This window comes from Streptomyces sp. NPDC018029 (assembly GCF_044327655.1).
Lineage (GTDB): Bacteria > Actinomycetota > Actinomycetes > Streptomycetales > Streptomycetaceae > Streptomyces.
In genome coordinates this window covers 697,104-717,705 of sequence record NZ_JBIRFV010000001.1, presented here as the reverse complement: position 1 = coordinate 717,705, position 20,602 = coordinate 697,104, and the positions used below count along the sequence as shown (strand labels likewise).

Sequence of the window (20,602 nt, the reverse complement as noted above, 5' to 3'; positions counted from 1 at the left end):
CCGAGGAGGCCCACATGACGTACGTACCGAAAGGGAGTGCGGCCGACGGTCCGTACGCCCTGGACATCGATCCGAAAAAGGCCGGTTGGACCTATTCCCACCTGCGCGTCGTCGAGCTCGGACCGGGCGGGCTGCACTCCTTCGCCACCGGGGAGAGTGAATGGATCGTGCTCCCGCTGACCGGCGGCTGTACGGTGCAGACAGCAGACGGGATCATCGAACTGCTGGGCCGCGAGAGCGTGTTCAGCGGAGTCTCCGACTTCGCTTACGTGCCCCGTGACGCCCGGATCCAGATCGCCTCCGGCGCGGGAGGCCGCTTCGCCCTGGCAGGAGCGAAGTGCGAGCGTCGACTCCCCGCCCGCTACGGCTCCGCGCCGGAGGTACCCGTCGAGAGCAGAGGCAGCGGCGGCTGCGCCCGCGAGGTCCGCAACTTTGCCTCCGCGGACGCCTTCGACTGCGACCGGCTCATCGCCGTCGAGGTGATCACGCCCGGCGGCAACTGGTCCTCGTATCCACCGCACAAGCACGACGAGCACCGCCCCGGCGTCGAGGCGGAGCTGGAGGAGATCTACTACTTCGAGATCGAGGCGCCGGACGGCCGCGACGGCTTCGGTTACCAGCGCGTCTTCCCGTCGCGGGAAGGCGGCACCGACGTCCTCGCCGAGGTCCGCACCGGAGACGCCGTGCTGGTGCCGGACGGCTGGCACGGCCCGTCCATCGCCCAGCCGGGGCACGCGATGTACTACCTGAACGTGATGGCGGGCCCCGGCCAGGAGCGGGAGTGGCGGATCTGCTTCCACCCCGACCACACGGAGGGATACCGATGACACAGGTCAAGACCGGCCATGTGCGGCTCACCACCGCGCAGGCGCTCGTGCGCTTCCTGTCCCGGCAGTACACCGAGCGGGACGGCACGCGGCAGCGGCTGATCGGCGCGACCTGGGGCATCTTCGGCCACGGCAACGTGGCGGGCATCGGGCAGGCACTCGTCGAGCACGCCAACGAGATGCCCTTCCACCAGGGCAGGAACGAACAGGCCATGGTGCACGCCGCCGTCGGCTACGCCAGGCAGTGCGGCCGCCTCGCCACCCACGCCGTCACCACCTCCATCGGCCCCGGCGCCACCAACCTCGTCACCGGCGCCGCGCTCGCCACCGTCAACCGGCTGCCCGTCCTCCTGCTGCCCGGCGACACCTTCGCGGCCCGCCCCGCCGACCCCGTCCTCCAGCAGCTCGAAGTGCCCTACGCCGGCGACGTGTCGGTCAACGACTGCCTGCGCCCGGTGTCGAGGTACTTCGACCGCGTGACCCGGCCCGAGGCGCTGATCCCCGCCGCGCTCGCCGCGGTGCGGGTGCTCACCGACCCGGCGGAGACCGGCGCGGTCACGCTCGCCCTGCCGCAGGACGTGCAGGCGGAGGCGTACGACTGGCCGGACGAGTTCTTCGCCGAGCGGACGTGGACCGTCCGGCGCCCGGCACCCGATCCGCGCGAACTGGCCACCGCCGTGGCCGTGGTGCGCGCGGCCCGCCGCCCCCTGGTCGTGGCGGGCGGCGGCGTCCACCACAGCGCCGCAGAGGACGCGCTGCGGGACTTCGCCGACGCCACCGGGATTCCCGTCGCCTCCACCCAGGCCGGCAAGGGCTCCCTGCGCCACGACCACCCGGCGGACGTCGGCGGCATCGGGCACACCGGCACGGCCACCGCCGACGAACTCGCCCGCACCGCCGACCTGGTGATCGGCGTCGGCACCCGCTACACCGACTTCACCACCGCGTCCGGCACGCTCTTCGAGGCGCCCGGAGTGCGCTTCCTCAACCTCAACATCGCGCCATTCGACGGCCACAAGCTGGCCGGCGACACCCTGATCGCCGACGCCCGCGCCGGACTCGAAGCGCTCACGCAGGCGCTGCGCGGCCATCGCGTCGAGCCCGCGTACGCCGTCGAATACACGGACGACAAGGAGCGCTGGGAGCGGCGCGTCGACGCCGCGTTCCAGGCGGACGAGCCGGACGTGCGCCCGACGCAGGCCCAGGTCGTCGGCCTGCTCGACGCGCTGGTGACGGACGAGGACGTCATCATCAACGCCGCGGGATCGCTCCCCGGCGACCTGCACAAGCTGTGGCGGGCCCGGTCGCCGCGGCAGTACCACGTCGAGTACGGCTACTCCTGCATGGGATACGAGATTCCGGCGGCCATCGGCGTCGCGCTCGCCGCGCCGGAGCGGCCCGTGTGGGCGCTGGTCGGCGACGGCACGTACCTGATGAACCCCACCGAGATCGTCACGGCCGTCCAGGAGAACCTGCCGATCAAGGTCGTCATCCTGCAGAACCACGGTTACGCCTCCATCGGCGGGCTCTCGGAGTCCGTGGGCGGCGAGCGGTTCGGCACCGCGTACCGCTTCCGGGCGCCGGACGGGTCGTACACCGAGGGCCCGCTGCCCGTCGATCTCGCGGCCAACGCGGCCTCGCTCGGCATGCGGGTCCTGCGCGCCAGGACCGTCCGTGACCTGCGGGAGGCGCTGCGCGAGGCGCGCGGGGCAGACCGTCCCACATGTGTCTATGTGGAGACGGAAACGGCAGACACAGTGTCGGGGCCGCCCCCGGCGCAGGCGTGGTGGGATGTGCCCGTGGCCGAGACGGCGACCCGGGTGTCCGCGGTCAAGGCCAGGGAAGAGTACGACCGGCACGTCGCTGCCCGACGCCGCCACCTGTGAGAGTAGGGATGCTTGTCATGACGAAGACCGTCAATCACTGGATCGGCGGGAAGGCCGTCGAGGGCGCGTCCGGCAACCACGGCCCGGTCACCGACCCGGCGACCGGTGCCGTCACGACGCAGGTCGCGTTCGCGTCGGTCGACGAGGTGGACGCCGCCGTCGGCGCCGCCCGCGAGGCCTTCGCGACCTGGGGCACGTCCTCGCTCGCCAAGCGCACCGCGATCCTCTTCAAGTTCCGCGCGCTGCTCGACGCCAACCGCGACGCGATCGCCGAGCTGATCGTCGCCGAGCACGGCAAGGTGCACTCCGACGCGCTCGGCGAGGTCGCCCGCGGCCTGGAGATCGTCGACCTGGCCTGCGGCATCACGGTGCAGCTGAAGGGCGAGCTGTCGACGGAGGTGGCGTCGCGCGTGGACGTCTCGTCGATCCGCCAGCCGCTGGGCGTCGTCGCGGGCATCACGCCGTTCAACTTCCCCGCCATGGTCCCGATGTGGATGTTCCCGCTGGCCATCGCGTGCGGCAACACCTTCGTGCTCAAGCCGAGCGAGAAGGACCCCTCGGCGTCGATGAAGATCGCGGAGCTGCTGAGCGAGGCCGGTCTGCCGGACGGCGTCTTCAACGTCGTGCACGGCGACAAGGTGGCCGTGGACCGTCTCCTGGAGCACCCGGACGTCGCGGCCGTCTCCTTCGTCGGCTCCACCCCGATCGCCCGCCACATCCACGCCACGGCCTCCGCCAACGGCAAGCGGGTGCAGGCCCTCGGCGGCGCCAAGAACCACATGCTGGTCCTGCCGGACGCCGACCTGGACGCGGCCGCCGACGCCGCCGTCTCCGCGGCCTACGGCTCCGCCGGCGAGCGCTGCATGGCCATCTCCGCCGTCGTCGCGGTCGGCTCGATCGCGGACGAGCTGGTCGCCAAGATCAAGGAGCGCGCCGAGAAGATCAAGATCGGTCCCGGCAACGACCCGACGTCGGAGATGGGCCCGCTGATCACCGCGGCCCACCGCGACAAGGTCGCCTCGTACGTCACGGGCGCGGCGGCCGAGGGCTGCGAGGTCGTCCTCGACGGCACGGGGTACACGGTCGAGGGATACGAGGACGGCCACTGGATCGGCCTCTCCCTGCTCGACCGCGTCCCCACGACCGCCAAGGCCTACCGGGACGAGATCTTCGGCCCGGTCCTGTGCGTGCTGCGCGTCGACACGTACGACGAGGGCGTGGCGCTCATGAACGCCTCGCCGTTCGGCAACGGCACCGCGATCTTCACCCGGGACGGCGGCGCGGCCCGCCGCTTCCAGCTGGAGATCGAGGCGGGCATGGTCGGCGTGAACGTGCCGATCCCGGTGCCGGTGGGCTACCACTCCTTCGGCGGCTGGAAGGACTCGCTCTTCGGCGACCACCACATCTACGGCAACGACGGCACGCACTTCTACACGCGCGGCAAGGTCGTCACCACGCGCTGGCCGGACCCGTCGGACGCGCCGGCCGGGGTGGACCTCGGATTCCCGCGCAACCACTGAGCCACCTCCCCCGGCTCCCGAAGCCCCCGGCCCCCCCGGCCGGGGGCTTCGCCGTTGGTTCACCGTTCTACGATGTGTGTGCACTACATGAAAGGCCGTGAGCCATGCCGCACATCGACATCGACTACGCCGACACCCTGTCCGGCGTCCTGGATCTGCCGTCCCTGGTGGCGGAGCTGCATCCCCTGGTCGTGGAGCAGGTGGACTCGGTCGGTGTCGGCAAGACGTTCTGCCGCTCCTCGGCGGCCTTCGTGGACGGCAGGCCCGGCGCGCCCTTCGTGCACGTCACCGTGGGCCTGCTGCCGGGGCGCGGCCGCGCCGTGAAGGCGGCGCTCTCCGACGACGTGCTGGCGCTGCTCGGCAAGCACCTGTCGGGGGTGGAGGGCGCGACGTACTCGGCGGAGATCCGCGACCTGGATCCGTCGTACCGGCTCCACCCGACGCACTGACCGCAGCCAACCGATGACCGAGTGTGCATCAGGGCCGTCCGGATTCCGGACGGCCCTGATTCTTTTTTGACGCTCCCCTTGCGGTTCCCGTGCACAGGGCGCAATTCGGGCAGCTAAAGCCCCCGTGTTCATACGCCTGCAATATGAAGGTCATCTTCGGTAGCGGCATGTTCATTGAGGCCTGCCTCGGCAAACTCTTGGGAATGCGAGGCGACTTGGCGTCGGGCCGTGCTGCGGATTCCGTAGGTAAGTGACCGTTGACGTTCCGGTTGTCGCCGGGGTTCGATGACGCGCCGGGAGCCACAGAAACACGCAGCTCAACCAGCCTTCGGAGGCGATAGCGCTCCCGCCGCATCCCAGACGCATCTCCTGCCGCACGAGTCGATCGGAACCGCGCTCCATGACCGATACGCTTCGCCCGCCCCAGTCCGCCACCACCGAAGCACCTCCGGTGCCGGTGGCCGTCCCGGGTGATCCCCAGAAGCTCAAGCGTTCCATCGGCGTCGTCGGCGGCACCCTCCTCACGCTGTCGTGCGTGACGCCCGCCTCCACGCTCTTCGTCGTCGTCCCCGACCTCTTCTCCTCGCTCGGCACCGCCACCGCGCTCACCATCGCGATCGGCTCGCTGCTCTGCGTGGGCGTCGCGTTCTGCTACTCCGAGCTGGGCACCCTCATCCCCAGTGCGGGCGGCGAGTACGCCATGGTCTCCACGATGGCGGGCCGCCTCGCGGGCTGGCTGGTCTTCGTCCTGTCCCTGCTGGTCGTGATGATCGTGCCGCCCGTGATCGCCATGGGCACGGCCGACTACCTGGCCCCGGTCGTCCACCTCGACCCGTCCTACGCGGGCGCGGGCGTCATGATCTGCGCGACCCTCGCCGGCCTGCTCGACCTGCGCGCCAACGCGTGGATCACCGGCATCTTTCTGGTCCTCGAAGTCGTCGCGGCGGGCGTCGTCGCCGTCCTCGGCTTCGCGCACGCCGAGCGCGGCCCGGGCAGCCTGGTCGACCTGACGGTGGCGTCCGGCTCCGGCTCGGGCGGCTCCGGCGGCGTCGACACCGTCACCGCCATGCTCATCGTCTCCGGGCTCGCCATCGCCCTCTTCGTCACCCAGGGCTTCTCCACGGCCGTCTACCTCTCCGAGGAGATGGACAACCCCCGCCGCAACGTCGCGCGCACCGTCCTCGCCACCCTCGCCATCTCCGCCGTGATCATCCTGGTGCCGGTCATCGCCATCACCATGGGCGCGGAGAGCCTCACGGCGCTGACCGAGGGCGACATCAGCGCCATGGTGGCCGCCTGGTCGAACTCGGCGGTCGGCACGTTCGTCAGCCTCTGCGTGGCCCTCGCGATCATCAACGCGGGCATCGTCATGGTCATCCAGAACTCCCGCGTCCTGTTCGCGTCGGCGCGGGACAAGGCGTGGCCCACCCCGGTCAACAAGGCCCTGTCCAAGCTCGGCGCGTCCGGCGCCCCCTGGATCGCCACGCTGCTCGTGGGCGTCCCCGGCGCGCTCCTCTGCTTCGTCAACCTGGACACGCTGTACGGCGTGACCGGCGTCTCCGTGACCGGCATGTACCTGCTGGTGGCCGTCGCCGCGCTGCTGGCCCGCCGGGGCTCGCACAACCACGCGGCGGCCTGGCGGATGCCGCTGTGGCCCGCGGTGCCGGTGGTACTGATCGCGGTGCTCGCGTACGTGCTCAGCCAGCAGGAGGCGGCCTACCTCGGCTGGACCGGCGGGATCGTGGTGGCCGCCACCCTGTACTGGGCGCTGTACCTGCGGCCGCGACGGGACACGCGGTGGCTGGTGAGCGTGCCGGAGGACGGGCAGGGCTGACGCGGCAGACGCGGGGCGGGCTCACGCCCCCACCCGCCGCTCCACCTCCGCCCAGTCCGCCGGGTCCAGCTCGACGGAGCCCGCCCCGTCGAGCAGGTCACGGTCCTTGAACCCGCTGGACGTGGAGACGCACACCACGGGCCCCTCCACGGCGGCGGGCCCCAGCTGCCGGTACCCCGCGAGCCCCGCCGCGGCGGACAGCTCCGGCCACAGCCCGCCCCGCGCCAGCTCGTCCCGCGCGGCCACCATCTCCGCGTCCGTGACGAGCAGCGCCGCGCCCCCGCTCTCCCGCACGGCGACGACCCCGCGGTACCCGCCCACCGACGAGCTGATGGCGTACGCGGCCGTCTCGCCGACCGGCACCTCCGTCGCGGGCACCCCGTCCCGCAGCGCCGCGGCGAGCGGCCCGCCGGCCGCGGGCTCGCAGGAGTAGAAGCGCGGCACCCGGTCGGTCACGCCGATCCTGACCAGGTCCGCGAAGCCCTTCCAGACGCCGAAGAGGAGCTCGCCGTACCCGGTGGGCAGGAACACCGCGCCGGGGACGCCGAGTTCGGCATGGATCTCGTACGCGAGGGTCTTGTAGCCCTCGGGCCCGAACGCGTGTCCGGTGTGGGTGGGCGTCACGTTGCTGACGGGGTGGTAGCCGAACCGCTCCACGATCCGCCGCAGCAGCGGCCAGCGCGCGTCCACGGGCACCGGCAGCACCACGGCGCCGTACGCCCGCAGGAACGCGTCGACCGCGGGCGGTGTGTCCACCGAGGTGAGGACGGCGCAGCGCAGCCCCGCCCGCGCCGCGTACGCCGCCGCGGAGGCCCCGTGGTTGCCGGACGAGGCGACGACGATGCCCTCCGCGCCCGCGCCGACCGCCGCGCTCACGGTGACGCGGTTGATGCGGTCCTTGTGGCTCCAGGTCGGGTTGCGGGACTCGTCCTTGATCCAGAGGCCGTCGCCGAAGGCCACGAGGGGCGTGCCGCCCTCGCCGAGTCCGGGGGCGTGCAGCGGCGGCAGGACAGGGGCCCACCGGTCGTGGCCGTACGAATGGCGAGGTGCGGAGGTGAAGAGGTCGGCGGGCACCTGGTCGTAGGCGTAGTCGACCTCGACCGGGTACGACACGGTGTCCGTACTGGTGACCGGGCACCCGGCGGTGAGCGGCGGCCACAGCGGGAAGCGGACGGACGGATCACCCAGCGAACGCTGGCCGGTGGCGAGAGAGCCGAGCGGGTCGGGGGAGTTGGACGAGTCGGAGTCCCGGGATGTCATGACGCGACTCTATGGGGCGCGTTCAGGCGGGCGGGGAGGACTCGTTGAGGTAGGTCAGGACGGCCAGGACGCGGCGGTTGCTGTCGTCGTCGTCACTGATGCCGAGCTTGCCGAACATGGAGGTCGTGTACTTGCTGATCGCGCTCTCGCTGAGGAACAGGCGGCGCCCGATGGCCTGGTTGGACAGCCCCTCGGCCATGAGGGCGAGGACGGAGTGCTCGCGTTCGGTGAGCCGGTCGAGGCCCCGCCCGGTGGAACCGGCGGACAGCAGTTTCGCGATGACGGCCGGGTCCATGGCGGTCCCGCCGCCCGCGACGCGCTCCAGGGCACCGATGAACTGGTCGGCGTCGAACACGCTCTCCTTGAGGAGGTAGCCGACGGCGCCCGAGCCGTCGGCCAGCAACTCCCGCGCGTACAGCTGCTCGACGTGCTGGGAGAGGACGAGGACCGGCAGGCCCGGCATCTCACGGCGGGCGGCGAGGGCCGCGCGCAGCCCCTCGTCCGACTGCGTCGGCGGCATGCGGACGTCGATGACGGCCACGTCGGGGCGGAAGGTCCGCAGCGCGTCGAGCGTCTCGGGCCCGGTGGCAGCCGTCGCCACCACCTCGTGCCCGCACGCCTCGATCAGGCGGACCATCCCGTCCCGCAGGAGGTAGAGGTCTTCGGCTACGACGATTCGCATGGCACCGCCATCCTCACACGCGTCGGGCCGCCCGCGGGACTGCTGATCTCCAGAGTGCCGTCGAACACCGCGAGGCGGCGGCGCAGGCCCGCGAGCCCGCCGCCGTCCCGGGCACCGGCCCCGCCCCGGCCGTCGTCCTCGACCTCGGCGACGACGCCGGTGCCGTCCCGGGACAGGGAGACGCGTGCCCGGGTCGCGCCGGAGTGCCGCACCGCGTTGGTGAGCAGCTCGGCGACGCCGAAGTAGACGGCGGCCTCGATGGGCGGGTCCAGGCGCAGCCCGTCGTCGGCGGTGACGGTCACGTCGAGCGGGACGTCCAGGGCGAGCGCGCGGACGGCGTCGACGAGTCCCCGCTCGGTGAGCACCGGCGGGCTGATCCCCCGTACCAGCTCGCGGAGTTCGGCCAGCGAGGCCACGGCGCCTGCCCGCGCCTCCCGCATCAGCGCCCTGGCCTGCTCGGGGTCGGTCGCCATCAGCTTCTCCGCGGTCGCGAGGGAGAGCCCGAGGCCCACCAGGCGGGCCTGTGCCCCGTCGTGCAGGTCCCGCTCGATGCGGCGGATCTCGGCGGCCTGCGCGACGGTCGTGTCCGCGCGCTGGGCGGTCAGCTCGGCAACCCGGTCGGCCAGCGCCATCGCGGGCGACGGGCGCAGGAAGCGGACGGCCACCGGTCCGAGGAGGCGCCAGGCGTACGGGGCCGTGGCGACCGCCACCACCAGGCCAAGTACGCCGACGACGCGCACCCCGGCCCCCGCCCCGCCGAGCCCGACGACCGCCGCAGCCACTCCCGCCGGCGGCACACAGGCGGCCAACCCCGCGGTGAACGGCACGATCACCGTGAAGCGCAGGTCGCGCCAGGTGGCGGGGTCGGCCCACCGGACCCGCCACTTCTGGTCCATGAGGGCGTCGCGCCGGGTCCGCTCGTAGCCGAAGCCGTTCCACCAGTACCCGGTGGACATCCGCGTCACCGGCCCGGCCTGCCGGTATCCGGCGGGGAGCACCGTGCCCGTCCACCGCGCGACGAGGTGCCGTACCGCCCGGCAGACCGGGCGGGACAGCGCGAGCGTGCCCCCGCACACCAGCACGAACGGCGCGAGCCACGACCACGGGTTCCCTGGCCCCCACCGGATGCCCAGGGCCACGGCGGCGGCCCACACGGCGGGCACCGGCATGCTGACGACCACCACGGCGCACGCCCGCACGAACCCGGTGCCGACGCGCACCCCCGCCGCCCTCCACTTACTCAGCTGACGCATGTTTCTTCCTTCGCCTTCCGTCCCGGTGCTCCCACTCTGCACCGGACGGAGGCCGCGGCCGCCCCGATCGCCGGGGGAGTGGGTCTGGCCCCACCCACCCGTGCGTCCAGACGGATACTCCGCAGGTCACGCGCTCCCTAGCGTCGACGGCATGGAATCCCTCACGCACACCTTCCGGACGATCCGGCTCCTCGTCACCCTCTACGGAGCACTGAGCGCCGCGCTGCTCGGCACGGTCGCCGTGCTCGCGGCGACCGGACATCCGGTGAACACGTTCATGTGGGTGCGGGCGGTGCTGCTGCCCCTGGTCGCCGTGCTGATCCACCGGCTGACCCGCTCCGCTTCCCGCGGCTCCCAGCGGGCCCTCGAACGCGTGCGGACCCTCACCGTCATCATGCCGATCGCCGTCATCGGCGTCGACCTGATCCCCGGCGTCTGCCCGCCGTGGTACGCGGTGACGCAGACCGTCTGCATGCTGCCCGTCATCGGGGCCGCGTTCCTCGCCCGGCGCTCCGCACCGCCCTCTGCGACGCGCTCCGGCCTTGGCTGACCGACGACCCCGATCTCCCCGCGTACCACCACCGCGGTACGCGGGGCGCGGAGTCTACTCCCCGGGGAGGCGCACGGGTTCAGACCGGCGGCTGCCCCGGTTGTCGGTGCCCGCCCGTACGGTGGACGGCATGGATCTACGACTGCCCAGGCCCAGGTTCCCCGTGCCGCGAGGTCCGCGCCGGCTGCTCGCCACCGCGGCCGCCGTCGCGGTCCTCGCCGGCGTGGGCACATGGTCGGCGGTCGCCTCGGACGACGGCCCGGCCGTGCACAGGGCGGACCGCATGGTCGACACCGGCAAAGCCCGGATCGACACCTCGTACTTCACGGCGGGCGACCCGGACGAGAAGCGGCCCGCCGTCCTCATCGGCCACGGCTTCGGCGGCAGCAAGAGCGACGTGCGCGCGCAGGCGGAAGACCTCGCCAAGGAGGGGTACGCCGTCCTGACGTGGTCCGCCCGCGGCTTCGGCAGGTCCACCGGCAAGATCGGGCTCAACGACCCCAAGGGCGAGGTCGCCGACGTGTCGAAGCTGATCGACTGGCTCGCGACCCGCCCCGAGGTGCGGCTCGACAAGGACGGCGACCCCCGCGTCGGCGTCACCGGCTCCTCGTACGGAGGGGCGGTGTCACTGCTCGCCGCCGGGCACGACGAGCGGGTGGACGCGATCGCCCCCCAGATCACGTACTGGAACCTCGCGGACGCGCTGTTCCCCGACGGCGTCTTCAAGAAGCTCTGGGCCGGCATGTTCATCAACACCGGTGGCGGCTGCGAGAAGTTCGAGAAGCGGCTGTGCGCGATGTACGAGCGCGTCGCCGTGGCCGGCAAGCCCGACGCGGAGGCGCGCGAGCTGCTCGCCGAGCGCAGCCCGGTCGCCGTCGGCGACCGCATCAAGGTGCCGACGTTCCTCGCCCAGGGCCAGACCGACTCCCTCTTCCCGCTGAGCCAGGGCGACGCCATCGCCAAGGCCGTCCGCGCGAACCACGCGCCCGTGTCCGTCGACTGGATCGCCGGCGGCCACGACGGCGGAGACCGCGAGCGCGACCGCGTCGAGCAGCGCATCGGCACGTGGTTCGACCGCTATCTGAAGGACGACAAGAGCGTCGACACGGGCCCGGCGTTCCGCGTCACCCGCACCGGAGGGATGGACTCCACCGATGGTGCCGCGCGGCAGCGTGGCGCGAGCGACGACCGCTATCCGGGCCTCAGGAGCGGTCCGCGCGCGGTGCCGCTGGGTGGGCGCGAGCAGACCTTCGACAACCCCGCGGGCGCGAGCCCGCCCGCGATCTCCGGGCTCCCCGGGGCCGGCGGCGGCTCGCTCTCCCGGCTGTCCTCCCTGGGCGTCGGCGTCTCCCTGGACTTCCCCGGACAGTTCGCCAAGTTCGACTCGAAGCCCCTCGGCGGCGACCTGCGCATCACCGGGACCCCGACGGTGCGCGCCCACGTGAAGTCCTCCAGCGGCGACGCGGTCCTGTTCGGCAAGGTGTACGACGTGGGGCCCGACGGCAAGCAGCAGGTCCTGCCCTCCCAACTCGTCGCTCCCACAAGGGTGACCGGCGCGAAGGACGGCAAGGACGTCGAGCTGACCCTGCCCGCCGTCGACCACGAGGTGCAGAAGGGCCACCGCCTCCGCCTCGCCCTCTCCTCGACCGACCTCGGCTACGCGTCACCCGTCGAGCCCGCCAAGTACACCGTCTCCCTGAAGAGCGACCTGAAGGTGCCGACCGCGCCCGGCGTGGAGACCGCCGCCGCGCCGCTGCCCTCCTGGGTGTGGTGGCTGCCCGCCGCCGCGGCCGTCCTCGCCCTCGGCCTGCTCGTCACCGCGCGCCGGCGCACCACGGCCCCCGCGCCCGACCCGGAGCTCGCCGAAGTCCCCCTCCGGATCACCGACTTGAGCAAGCGGTACGCCAAATCCACCGACCGGTACGCGGTCCGCGACGTCTCCTTCACCGTGGAGAAGGGCCAGGTCCTCGGCCTCCTGGGGCCGAACGGCGCGGGCAAGACCACGACCCTGCGCATGCTCATGGGCCTCATCCGGCCCGACGCCGGCGAGATCCGCGTCTTCGGCCACGCGATCCGGCCGGGGGCGCCCGTCCTCTCCCGCGTCGGCGCGTTCGTCGAGGGCGCCGGATTCCTGCCGCACCTGTCCGGCCGGGAGAACCTGGAGCTGTACTGGAAGGCCACCGGCCGCCCCGCCGAGGACGCCCACCTGGAGGAGGCGCTGGAGATCGCGGGCCTCGGCGACGCCCTGGCCCGCGCCGTGCGCACGTACTCCCAGGGCATGCGCCAGCGCCTCGCCATCGCCCAGGCCATGCTCGGCCTGCCGGACCTGCTGATCCTCGACGAGCCGACGAACGGCCTCGACCCGCCGCAGATCCGCGAGATGCGCGAGGTCATGATCCGGTACGCGCGCGGCGGCCGCACCGTCATCGTCTCCAGCCACCTCCTCGCCGAGGTCGAGCAGTCCTGCACGCACCTCGTCGTCATGGACCGCGGCCGCCTCGTCCAGGCGGGCCCGGTCGCCGAGATCGTGGGCTCCGGAGACACGCTCCTCGTCGGCCTCGCGACAGACATCCCCGACCCGCTCGTCGAGAAGGTCGCCGCGCTGCCCGGCGTCGCCTCGGCGGTCCGCGCCGACGACGGCATCCTGCTGCGCCTCGACGGCACGGAGCACGGCAGTGCCGTCCGCCTCCTGCCCGAACTGGTCCGCCTGGACGTGCCCGTGGAGTCCATGGGCCCGCACCGCCGCCTCGAAGACGCGTTCCTGACCCTGATCGGAGGCACCGCATGAGCGCCCCCACCTTGGAGCGCCCCACCGCGCCCGGCTACCGCGCGGGCCGCACCCTGCCCCTGCGGGTCGAGGCGGTCCGCCAGCTGAAGCGGCGCCGCACACTCGTCATGGGCGGCATCATGGCGCTCCTCCCCGTCGTGCTGGTCATCGCGTTCGCCGTCGCGGGCGGCTCACCGGGCTCCCGCAGCGGCGAGGTGACGCTGATGGACACGGCGACGGCGTCCGCCACGAACTTCGCCGCGACGTGCCTGTTCGTGTCGGCGGGCTTCCTGCTCGTCATCCCCGTCGCACTGTTCTGCGGGGACACCGTCGCCTCCGAGGCGAGCTGGTCCTCCCTGCGCTATCTGCTCGCAGCGCCCGTGCCGCGGGCCCGCCTGCTCTGGTCCAAGATGGCCGTCGCACTCGGCATGAGCGCCGCCGCGATGGTGCTGCTGCCCCTCGTCGCCCTGGCGGTCGGCGCGCTGGCGTACGGCTGGGGGCCCCTGGAGATCCCCACGGGCGGCACGCTCCCCGCGGGCACGGCGACCCGCCGCCTCGTCATCGTCGTCGCCTACGTCTTCGTCTCCCAACTGGTCACCGCGGCCCTCGCCTTCTGGCTGTCGACAAAGACGGACGCCCCGCTCGGCGCGGTGGGCGGCGCGGTCGGCCTGACGATCGTCGGCAACGTCCTGGACGCGGTGACCGCCCTCGGCGGCTGGCGCGACTTCCTCCCCGCCCACTGGCAGTTCGCCTGGGCCGACGCGATCCAGCCCCGGATGGAGTGGGGCGGCATGATCCAGGGCTCGGCGGTCTCGGTGGCGTACGCGCTGGTGCTGTTCGCGCTGGCGTTCCGTGGCTTCGCGCGGAAGGACGTGGTCAGCTGAGGCGAGGATGCCGCATCGCGACCTTTCGACGATGCCGCACCGCAACCCTTCGACGATGCCGCATCGCAACCCTTCCGCAACGTCCCGGGCCGATCGTTCGACGCCCTCTCCGCGTCACAGTCGGGAAAGCCGACGACGACACGAGGGGGAGAGATGCGGACCCGGACGACGCGACACGGGCTGCTCGCCGTGGCCATGGTGGGCGGTCTGCTGCTCACCGGCTGCACCGGCGGCAGCAGCGGCAACGGCGCCACCGCGGAGGGCAAGGCCAGGGGCGACGGCTCCCGACCGCTCCCCGCGCCCGCGCCCACCACGCCCGGCGGGGAGGACGAGAGCGGCCACCGGGACGCCGCGCCCCCGCCCGACCACCTCTCCACGTTCGCCCTGGACGTCGACACCGCCTCGTACGGCTTCGCGCGGCGCACCCTCGCCGAAGGGCGGCTGCCCGATCCGGCGACGGTCCGGCCCGAGGAGTTCGTCAACAGCTTCCGCCAGGAGTATCCGCGGCCCGACGGCGACGGGTTCAGCGTGAGCGTCGACGGTGCAAGGACAGGGGACGACGGCTGGTCGCTGGTGCGGGTCGGCCTCGCCACCCGCGGCGAGCCGGACGCCGGCGAACGCCCGCCCGCCGCCCTCACCTTCGTCATCGACATATCGGGATCCATGGCCGAACCGGGCCGCCTCGACCTCGTGAAGAGGTCACTCGGGATCATGACCGACCAGCTGCGGCCCGACGACTCCATCGCGCTCGTCACCTTCAGCGACACCGCGGAGACGGTCCTGCCGATGACCCGCCTCGGCGCATCCGGCACCGGGGACGGTCGCCACCGCGTGCACGACGCCATCGACGGCCTGGAGCCCACCCAGTCCACCAACCTCGAAGCGGGCGTCACCACCGGCTACGACACCGCCGTGCGCGGCAGGAGGGCGGGCGCCACCAACCGGGTCGTACTGCTCTCCGACGCCCTCGCCAACACCGGCGACACCAGTGCCGACGGCATCCTGGAGAGGATCTCCGACGCCCGCCGCGAGCACGGCATCACCCTCTTCGGCGTCGGTGTCGGCAGCGACTACGGCGACGCCCTCATGGAGCGGCTCGCCGACAAGGGCGACGGCCACACCTCATACGTCTCGAACGACGAGGACGCCCGCGAGGTCTTCTGCGAGCAGCTCCCCGCCCACATCGAACTGCGGGCCCGCGAAGCGAAGGCGCAGGTCGCGTTCGACCCGGAGACCGTCGAGCAGTTCCGGCTCATCGGGTACGAGAACCGTGAGGTCGCCGACGACGACTTCCGCGACGACTCCGTGGACGGCGGCGAGATCGGACCCGGCCACACGGTGACGGCGCTGTACGCGGTGCGGGCCGAGCCGGGCGCGGAGGGCCACCTCGCCACGGCGAGCGTGCGCTGGCTCGACCCGGACAGCCGCGCGCCGCACGAGGAGTCGGGCCGGATCGAGGCCGCCGACCTCGACGGCTCACTGCGCGAGGCGGACGAGGGGCTGCGGGTCGCCGCGACCGCCGCCTATTTCGCCGACGGCCTGCGCGCAGCGTCCCCGGCCGGCGATCACTCCGGACCGGAGCGCGGAACGGCCCTCCCCGCCGCCCCGTCCCTGCGTGAACTGTCGGGGTGGGTACACGCGTTGCCCTCCCGCGGTCGCGACAAGCAGGTACGCGACTTGACCGAGGCCATCGACAGGGCGGTGCGTCTCACCGGTGGGCGGGCTGATGGCGGTCGGACCGATGGCGGTCGGGCAGATGCTGGTCGGGCCGGTGGTGAGGGCGCCGCCACCGGCCCGCCCCGCGGCGAGATCCGGCCCGGCGGCGCCCTCGCCGGCTAGGACTTCGCCGGGTGGGTCACGGTGCCGCACAGCTCCCGCTCGGCCCGCACCGGGTCGTTCGGGAAGCGGAAGGACGTGAGGTCCGCGGCCCCCGTCAGGTTCCGCCAGAACCGCCCCGCCGTCAGCGGCGCGCGCGTGGCCGCCCGCAGCTCCGCGAAAGGAGCACAGCGCAGGGCACGCCGGGCGGCGTCGACGCGAGCGGGGTCAAGCCCGGGGGGCAGGTCGCCCGGAACGCCGCGCTCGGCGACGATCCACTCGTCGGGGAGCCGCTTGTCGTGCCCCACACGGCCGACGAAGCCCTCGGAGTGGGCCGCCAGCGGGTAGGCGAGCCCGATCGGGTCGAGGGCGGCCCCGGAGAGCGGGATCACGGAGCCGCTGAAGCCGAGGGTGTTGTAGACCCCGGTCACCCCGGGCTGCCGGGCCCCGACGGGCGTCTGGGCCAGGAGCAGCGTGGGCGTGCCGGCCCGCGCCCGGTCCCGTACGAGCCGGGCGTACGACGCGTTGCCCGGATGCCCCGCGAAGTCGTGGTGGAGGGGGTGCGGCGCGGCGTTCTGCCGTACGTACACCCCGCGCTCGTCCGCGACACCGCTCTGCCCGATGTACCCCTCGTACGGAACCCGCAGACTGGCCGCGCACACGGCGGCCCACACCCCGACCACCACGGCGACAACGCTCCACACCCGTGTGACGGGCACGAGAAAGACGGGCAGCAGCATCAGCAACAGCCCCGGCAGGAACATCCGCCCGTGCATGAAGTCGCCGCCCACCTTGATGACGTACGCCCAGCAGAGGACGCCGGCGAGGACTGGGGCGAGGACCGGGGCGAGGAGGGGGGCAAGGGCGGGGGCCTCGGGGGTCTCGGCGGAAGCGGCGCCCGGAACCCCGGCAGCGGCGGCAGTGTGTGTGACGGCTGAGTCGGGTCCCGGCACACGCCCCTTCCGTCGCCCCGGCCCCGCCGCCAGAACCCCCGCGCCCAGCGCCGCCAACGGCAGCCACAGCGCGTACGGACCGGTGAAGTCCCAGAGGTAGTCGAAGCCCCGGCCCCACAGGCTGCGCGAAGCCTCCTTCGTGACGCCGGGCAGCGGCATCAGATGCCCGTAGTAGCCCATGCGGAAGATCTCGTACGAGACGGGCAGCGCCCCCGCGACACCCGCCCCGGCGAGGACGCCTCGCCACGAGGGCCGCGCCATGAGCCACTGCGCGGCCAGGAAGACCGCCGACACCAGGGCCAGATCGGGCCGGACGAGCGGTCCGAGCCCCAGGACCGCGCACGTCACCAGCGACCGGGGCCGGGCGATGAGCGCGAGCCAGGACCCCGCGATCCAGCAGGTGGCCAGGCCGGTCTCCAGACCGGAGGTGGCGAAGTCCCAGACGGGCGGCAGTGCGAGCAGCACGAGTGCCCCGCAGGGCAGCAGGAAGCCGTCCTCACCGGAGAGCCGGAGGGGGCCGACGCGGCCGACGCGGCCCACGCGGCCGACGCGGCCCACGGGGCGCGGGGGAGGCACGGAACGCAGCAAGCGCCGTGCCCCGAGCGCGGCCAGCGCGAACCCGGCGGCGGTGAGCAGCAGCCCTCCGTACATCGCCACCGTCGCGATGTCGGCCCCCGTCGCCCCGCCCGCGACGAGCAGCCACTGCCACAGGGTGCCGGTGGACGACTCGGCGCGCTCGCCGGGGTTGAAGACGGGTCCGTTCCCCGCAAGCACCTGCCGGACCGTCCGCACGTAGATGTGCCCGTCGTCGGACATCCACCGCCGCTGGAACCCGGCGAAGCCGATGACGAGAGCGGGCAGCAGGCAGACGGCGAGACGGACGGAACGGCCCCGCCATCGCCCGCCCCCGGGCGGCGCTCCGGGGGCGGGCCCGGCGACGGTTTCGGAGCTACGGACGGAGGAGTACGCAGACGTCGTCATGACCGCTACATCGGCGCAGGTCAACGACGGCTTGAGCCACGCCGACGCCCACGCCGGGGCCAGCGTCGACGCCGACTCCGACGCCGGGGCCCGGCGCCCCCCTCACGCTTTCGGAATGTCGAAGTACCGCGTGAGCCCGGCGGCCAGGGCCACGTCACCCGCGATCTTGACCTTGCGCAGCATGAACAGGGTGACGGGGCTGGCGTTTCCGGAGACGAGCTTGAGGAACTCGGCGTCGGCCATGACGAGCGTGACCCGCGGCTCCGCGTCCGAGCGCCCCTCGCGGACCACACACGTGCCGTCGGCGATATCCGTCTCGTACACCACGTCGTCGTTGCCGCCGCTGCCCGTGACCTTCCAGCGGATGAGGGCCTTCAAGGAGCCCGCCGCGTCCGGCTTGAACTGCCGCTCCACGCGCCCGAAGACCTCCTTCAGGACGCGCCCGCGCAACTCGCCGTCCTGGGAGATCTCGGCGATCTGCCTGCCGGAGAGGCCCTTCACAATCCGGGCGAACTCCTCGGGCGTGACGCGGGCGAAGTCGAGCTCGGCGATCCTGCTGATGTCGGCGTCCGCCACGGCAATCTCCCCACTGATCAGCAAACTTACTAGGAAGTAAGGTATGCCGCCGCCCAGCCCTTCGCCAAGCGTGGTGATCCCGGCGACTGTCGCCGAAGCCCGCGGCGACCGGACCTGAGCGGACTGTGTCCGTCCCATTGAATTTCTCTTACGTGTCAGTAAGTTGACCCCTGAGTAAGTACCTGGAGCGCGCCGATCACCTGGGAACCGGAAGCCGGGAGCCGTCATGGGCGTACGCAAGGATCTGAAACGGGCACAGCGCCACAGCGGCCTGGCGGACCGGGCCGAGGTCGAACTCATCAGGGACGAACACGGCACGGTGCGCGAGGTCCGGGCCGCCGCGCTCGTGGCACCCGCCACCGCAGGCAGCGCCGCCGACATCCCCTTCACCAACGCAGTCGAGGCCCCCGACGCCGTGGTCCTGCGCCGCAAGGAGGGCGACCAGTGGCGCCCCGTCACCGCGACCGCCTTCGCGCGCGAAGTGACGGAAGCCGCCAAGGGATTGATCGCGGACGGACTCGAACCGGGCGGCCGGGTCGCCCTGATGTCCCGTACCCGTTACGAGTGGGCCGTCCTGGACTTCGCGATCTGGGCGGCGGGCGGCCAGACCGTGCCCGTCTACGCCACGTCGTCGGCGGAGCAGATCGAGTGGATCGTCCGCGACTCGGGCGTCCGCTTCCTCATCGCGGAGACCGCGGAGAACGCGGCGACGGCCGAGCAGGCGCTGGCCGCCCTCGCCGACCCGCCGCGCATCCGGCACCTCGACGGCGGCGCGATGGCGGAACTGACCGCCCTGGGGCGGGAACTGTCGGACGAGGAGGTGACCAAGCGCAGGGCCGCGCTCACCCCGGACTCCATCGCGACGCTCGTGTACACCTCGGGCACCACGGGCCGCCCCAAGGGCTGCGTCCTCACGCACGGCAACCTGCACGCGGAGGCGGCGAACACCGTCGACCTCCTCCACCCCGTCTTCAAGGAGATCACGGGACAGGTCGCCTCCACGCTCCTCTTCCTGCCGCTCGCGCACATCCTGGGCCGCAGCATCCAGATCGCCTGCATGCTCGCCCGCATCGAGCTCGGCCACTGCCCCAGCATCAAACCGGAGGAACTCCGCCCGGAGCTGAGGGCGTTCAGGCCGACGTTCATCGTCGGCGTCCCGTACCTCTTCGAGAAGATCCACGACACCGGCCGTGCGACCGCCGAGAAGATCGGCCGCGCCTCGTCCTTCGACCGCGCGGAGCGGATCGCGGTGCGCTTCGGCGAGGCGTACCTGAACAAGTTCCTGAACAGGTCGCAGAGCAACAGGTCTCAGGGCAGCAGCTCCCAGAGCAACGGAACCCACGCCGACGGAACCCGTCCCACCAAGACCCCGGGCCCCTCCCTCGCCCTCTACGCCGGCTGGGCGCTGTACGAACTCCTCGTCTACCGGCGCATCCGCAAGGAGGTCGGCGGCCGGCTGCGTTACGCGATCAGCGGCGGCTCACCGCTGGACCGCAACCTCAACCTCTTCTTCTACGCCGCCGGAATCGTCATCTACGAGGGGTACGGCCTGACGGAGACCACGGCCGCCGCCACCATCACGCCGCCGCTCAGGCCCCGCCCGGGCACGGTCGGCCTGCCCGTCCCCGGCACGGCCGTGCGCATCGCGGACGACGGAGAGGTGCTGATCAAGGGCGGCATCGTCTTCGGCTCGTACTGGAACAACCCGGCCGCGACGGACGCCGTACTGACGGACGAATGGCTGGCCACCGGTGACCTGGGCGCGCTGGACGACCACGGCTATCTCACGATCACCGGCCGCAAGAAGGACATCATCGTCACCTCCGGCGGAAAGAACGTCTCGCCCGCCGTCCTGGAGGACCGGCTGCGCAGCCGCGCCCCCGTCGGTCAGTGCATCGTCGTCGGCGACAACCGCTCGTACGTCGCCGCGCTCGTCACCCTGGACCCCGAGGCGGTGGAGCACTGGCTCACCGTCCGCAAGCGCCCCAGGGACACGCCGCTCGCGGAGCTGGCCCGAGACCCACAGATGATCGCCGAGGTCCAGAAGGCCGTGGACCACGCCAACGCGGCGGTATCGAGGGCCGAATCGATCCGCAGGTTCGCGATAGTGGAGGGCGAGTTCACGGAGGACAACGGCCTGCTCACCCCGTCCCTGAAGATCAAGCGGCATGCGGTGACGGCGGCGTACGCGGCGGAGATCGAGGCGCTCTACGGCGGCTGAGCACACGGCGAGTTGGTGAGGCCGGCGGCGCCGCCGGCCTCACAGGGCCAACGCCCGGGCGGGCGCACGGAGTTCCCGCGACCCGGTGGGGCCACTCCCACGCGGGACCAAGCCTTGGCCTTCTGCGCGGGACCAAAGCCACGG

At 72.6% G+C, this 20,602-nt stretch carries 15 protein-coding genes; 10 read left to right on the top strand and 5 right to left on the bottom strand.

Translation table 11 applies throughout. The features are described from left to right. The first annotated feature begins 14 nt into the window (after positions 1-14). From iolB to ACH4D5_RS03075, 5 genes are all read left to right on the top strand, one after another. The gene (gene iolB, locus ACH4D5_RS03095) at positions 15-827 is read left to right on the top strand and encodes a 5-deoxy-glucuronate isomerase (RefSeq protein ID WP_398297938.1); all 813 of its coding nucleotides are present in this window, start codon (positions 15-17) and stop codon (positions 825-827) included. Next, a complete protein-coding gene (iolD, locus tag ACH4D5_RS03090) occupies positions 824-2,713 on the top strand; it encodes a 3D-(3,5/4)-trihydroxycyclohexane-1,2-dione acylhydrolase (decyclizing) (protein ID WP_398297936.1) in 1,890 nt (629 codons plus the stop codon). The genes iolB and iolD overlap by 4 nt, the downstream gene beginning before the upstream one ends. Before the next feature lie 17 nt (positions 2,714-2,730). Next, the gene (gene mmsA, locus ACH4D5_RS03085; RefSeq protein ID WP_398297934.1) at positions 2,731-4,233 is read left to right on the top strand and encodes a CoA-acylating methylmalonate-semialdehyde dehydrogenase; all 1,503 of its coding nucleotides are present in this window, start codon (positions 2,731-2,733) and stop codon (positions 4,231-4,233) included. Positions 4,234-4,337: 104 nt separating this feature from the next. Further along, positions 4,338-4,682 carry a 5-carboxymethyl-2-hydroxymuconate delta isomerase gene (locus ACH4D5_RS03080; RefSeq protein ID WP_398297932.1) on the top strand — a complete coding sequence of 115 codons (345 nt, stop codon included), beginning with the start codon at positions 4,338-4,340 and terminating at the stop codon, positions 4,680-4,682. A gap of 400 nt (positions 4,683-5,082) precedes the next feature. Further along, a complete protein-coding gene (locus tag ACH4D5_RS03075; protein ID WP_398297930.1) occupies positions 5,083-6,516 on the top strand; it encodes an APC family permease in 1,434 nt (477 codons plus the stop codon). Positions 6,517-6,537: 21 nt separating this feature from the next. Here ACH4D5_RS03075 and ACH4D5_RS03070 read toward each other — a convergent pair whose 3' ends face one another. Genes ACH4D5_RS03070 through ACH4D5_RS03060 form a run of 3 tightly spaced genes read right to left on the bottom strand, consistent with a single transcriptional unit; the run spans position 6,538 to position 9,711 of the window. Further along, a complete protein-coding gene (locus tag ACH4D5_RS03070; RefSeq protein ID WP_398297928.1) occupies positions 6,538-7,776 on the bottom strand; it encodes a pyridoxal-phosphate dependent enzyme in 1,239 nt (412 codons plus the stop codon). A 22-nt stretch (positions 7,777-7,798) separates the two neighbouring features. Beyond that, positions 7,799-8,458, bottom strand: a complete 660-nt coding sequence (locus ACH4D5_RS03065) for a response regulator (RefSeq protein WP_398297926.1) — start codon at positions 8,456-8,458, stop codon at positions 7,799-7,801. Next, positions 8,443-9,711, bottom strand: a complete 1,269-nt coding sequence (locus ACH4D5_RS03060; protein ID WP_398297924.1) for a sensor histidine kinase — start codon at positions 9,709-9,711, stop codon at positions 8,443-8,445. The genes ACH4D5_RS03065 and ACH4D5_RS03060 overlap by 16 nt, the downstream gene beginning before the upstream one ends. A 151-nt stretch (positions 9,712-9,862) precedes the next feature. Between ACH4D5_RS03060 and ACH4D5_RS03055 the strand changes: the two genes are divergently transcribed. The 4 genes from ACH4D5_RS03055 to ACH4D5_RS03040 all read left to right on the top strand — a co-directional run bounded on the left by ACH4D5_RS03055 (position 9,863) and on the right by ACH4D5_RS03040 (position 15,751). Beyond that, positions 9,863-10,261: a hypothetical protein gene (locus ACH4D5_RS03055; RefSeq protein ID WP_398297922.1), complete on the top strand. Its 399-nt coding sequence runs from the start codon at positions 9,863-9,865 to the stop codon at positions 10,259-10,261. 130 nt (positions 10,262-10,391) lie between these two features. After that, positions 10,392-13,049, top strand: a complete 2,658-nt coding sequence (locus ACH4D5_RS03050; protein ID WP_398297920.1) for an alpha/beta fold hydrolase — start codon at positions 10,392-10,394, stop codon at positions 13,047-13,049. Beyond that, complete coding sequence (locus ACH4D5_RS03045; protein WP_398297918.1) at positions 13,046-13,912, top strand: ABC transporter permease; 867 nt, start codon at positions 13,046-13,048, stop codon at positions 13,910-13,912. The genes ACH4D5_RS03050 and ACH4D5_RS03045 overlap by 4 nt, the downstream gene beginning before the upstream one ends. Before the next feature lie 153 nt (positions 13,913-14,065). Beyond that, the gene (locus ACH4D5_RS03040; protein ID WP_398297916.1) at positions 14,066-15,751 is read left to right on the top strand and encodes a von Willebrand factor type A domain-containing protein; all 1,686 of its coding nucleotides are present in this window, start codon (positions 14,066-14,068) and stop codon (positions 15,749-15,751) included. Here ACH4D5_RS03040 and ACH4D5_RS03035 read toward each other — a convergent pair. Together ACH4D5_RS03035 and ACH4D5_RS03030 are read right to left on the bottom strand one after the other, a co-directional pair. Then, positions 15,748-17,661 carry a hypothetical protein gene (locus ACH4D5_RS03035; protein ID WP_398297914.1) on the bottom strand — a complete coding sequence of 638 codons (1,914 nt, stop codon included), beginning with the start codon at positions 17,659-17,661 and terminating at the stop codon, positions 15,748-15,750. The genes ACH4D5_RS03040 and ACH4D5_RS03035 overlap by 4 nt on opposite strands. 102 nt (positions 17,662-17,763) lie before the next feature. Then, positions 17,764-18,237, bottom strand: a complete 474-nt coding sequence (locus ACH4D5_RS03030; RefSeq protein WP_398297912.1) for an SCP2 sterol-binding domain-containing protein — start codon at positions 18,235-18,237, stop codon at positions 17,764-17,766. Positions 18,238-18,463: 226 nt separating this feature from the next. Here ACH4D5_RS03030 and ACH4D5_RS03025 point away from each other — a divergent pair, with 226 nt between their 5' ends. After that, entirely contained in the window at positions 18,464-20,458 is a 1,995-nt protein-coding gene (locus ACH4D5_RS03025; protein WP_398297911.1) for an AMP-dependent synthetase/ligase, read from the top strand. The last annotated feature ends 144 nt before the right edge of the window (positions 20,459-20,602 follow it).

Coding starts and splice junctions, on each gene's coding strand:
- iolB (WP_398297938.1), top strand. CDS start 15: ATGACGTACGTACCGAAAGGGAGTGCGGCCGACGGTCCGTACGCCCTG.
- iolD (WP_398297936.1), top strand. CDS start 824: ATGACACAGGTCAAGACCGGCCATGTGCGGCTCACCACCGCGCAGGCG.
- mmsA (WP_398297934.1), top strand. CDS start 2,731: ATGACGAAGACCGTCAATCACTGGATCGGCGGGAAGGCCGTCGAGGGC.
- ACH4D5_RS03080 (WP_398297932.1), top strand. CDS start 4,338: ATGCCGCACATCGACATCGACTACGCCGACACCCTGTCCGGCGTCCTG.
- ACH4D5_RS03075 (WP_398297930.1), top strand. CDS start 5,083: ATGACCGATACGCTTCGCCCGCCCCAGTCCGCCACCACCGAAGCACCT.
- ACH4D5_RS03070 (WP_398297928.1), bottom strand. CDS start 7,776: ATGACATCCCGGGACTCCGACTCGTCCAACTCCCCCGACCCGCTCGGC.
- ACH4D5_RS03065 (WP_398297926.1), bottom strand. CDS start 8,458: ATGCGAATCGTCGTAGCCGAAGACCTCTACCTCCTGCGGGACGGGATG.
- ACH4D5_RS03060 (WP_398297924.1), bottom strand. CDS start 9,711: ATGCGTCAGCTGAGTAAGTGGAGGGCGGCGGGGGTGCGCGTCGGCACC.
- ACH4D5_RS03055 (WP_398297922.1), top strand. CDS start 9,863: ATGGAATCCCTCACGCACACCTTCCGGACGATCCGGCTCCTCGTCACC.
- ACH4D5_RS03050 (WP_398297920.1), top strand. CDS start 10,392: ATGGATCTACGACTGCCCAGGCCCAGGTTCCCCGTGCCGCGAGGTCCG.
- ACH4D5_RS03045 (WP_398297918.1), top strand. CDS start 13,046: ATGAGCGCCCCCACCTTGGAGCGCCCCACCGCGCCCGGCTACCGCGCG.
- ACH4D5_RS03040 (WP_398297916.1), top strand. CDS start 14,066: ATGCGGACCCGGACGACGCGACACGGGCTGCTCGCCGTGGCCATGGTG.
- ACH4D5_RS03035 (WP_398297914.1), bottom strand. CDS start 17,661: ATGACGACGTCTGCGTACTCCTCCGTCCGTAGCTCCGAAACCGTCGCC.
- ACH4D5_RS03025 (WP_398297911.1), top strand. CDS start 18,464: ATGGGCGTACGCAAGGATCTGAAACGGGCACAGCGCCACAGCGGCCTG.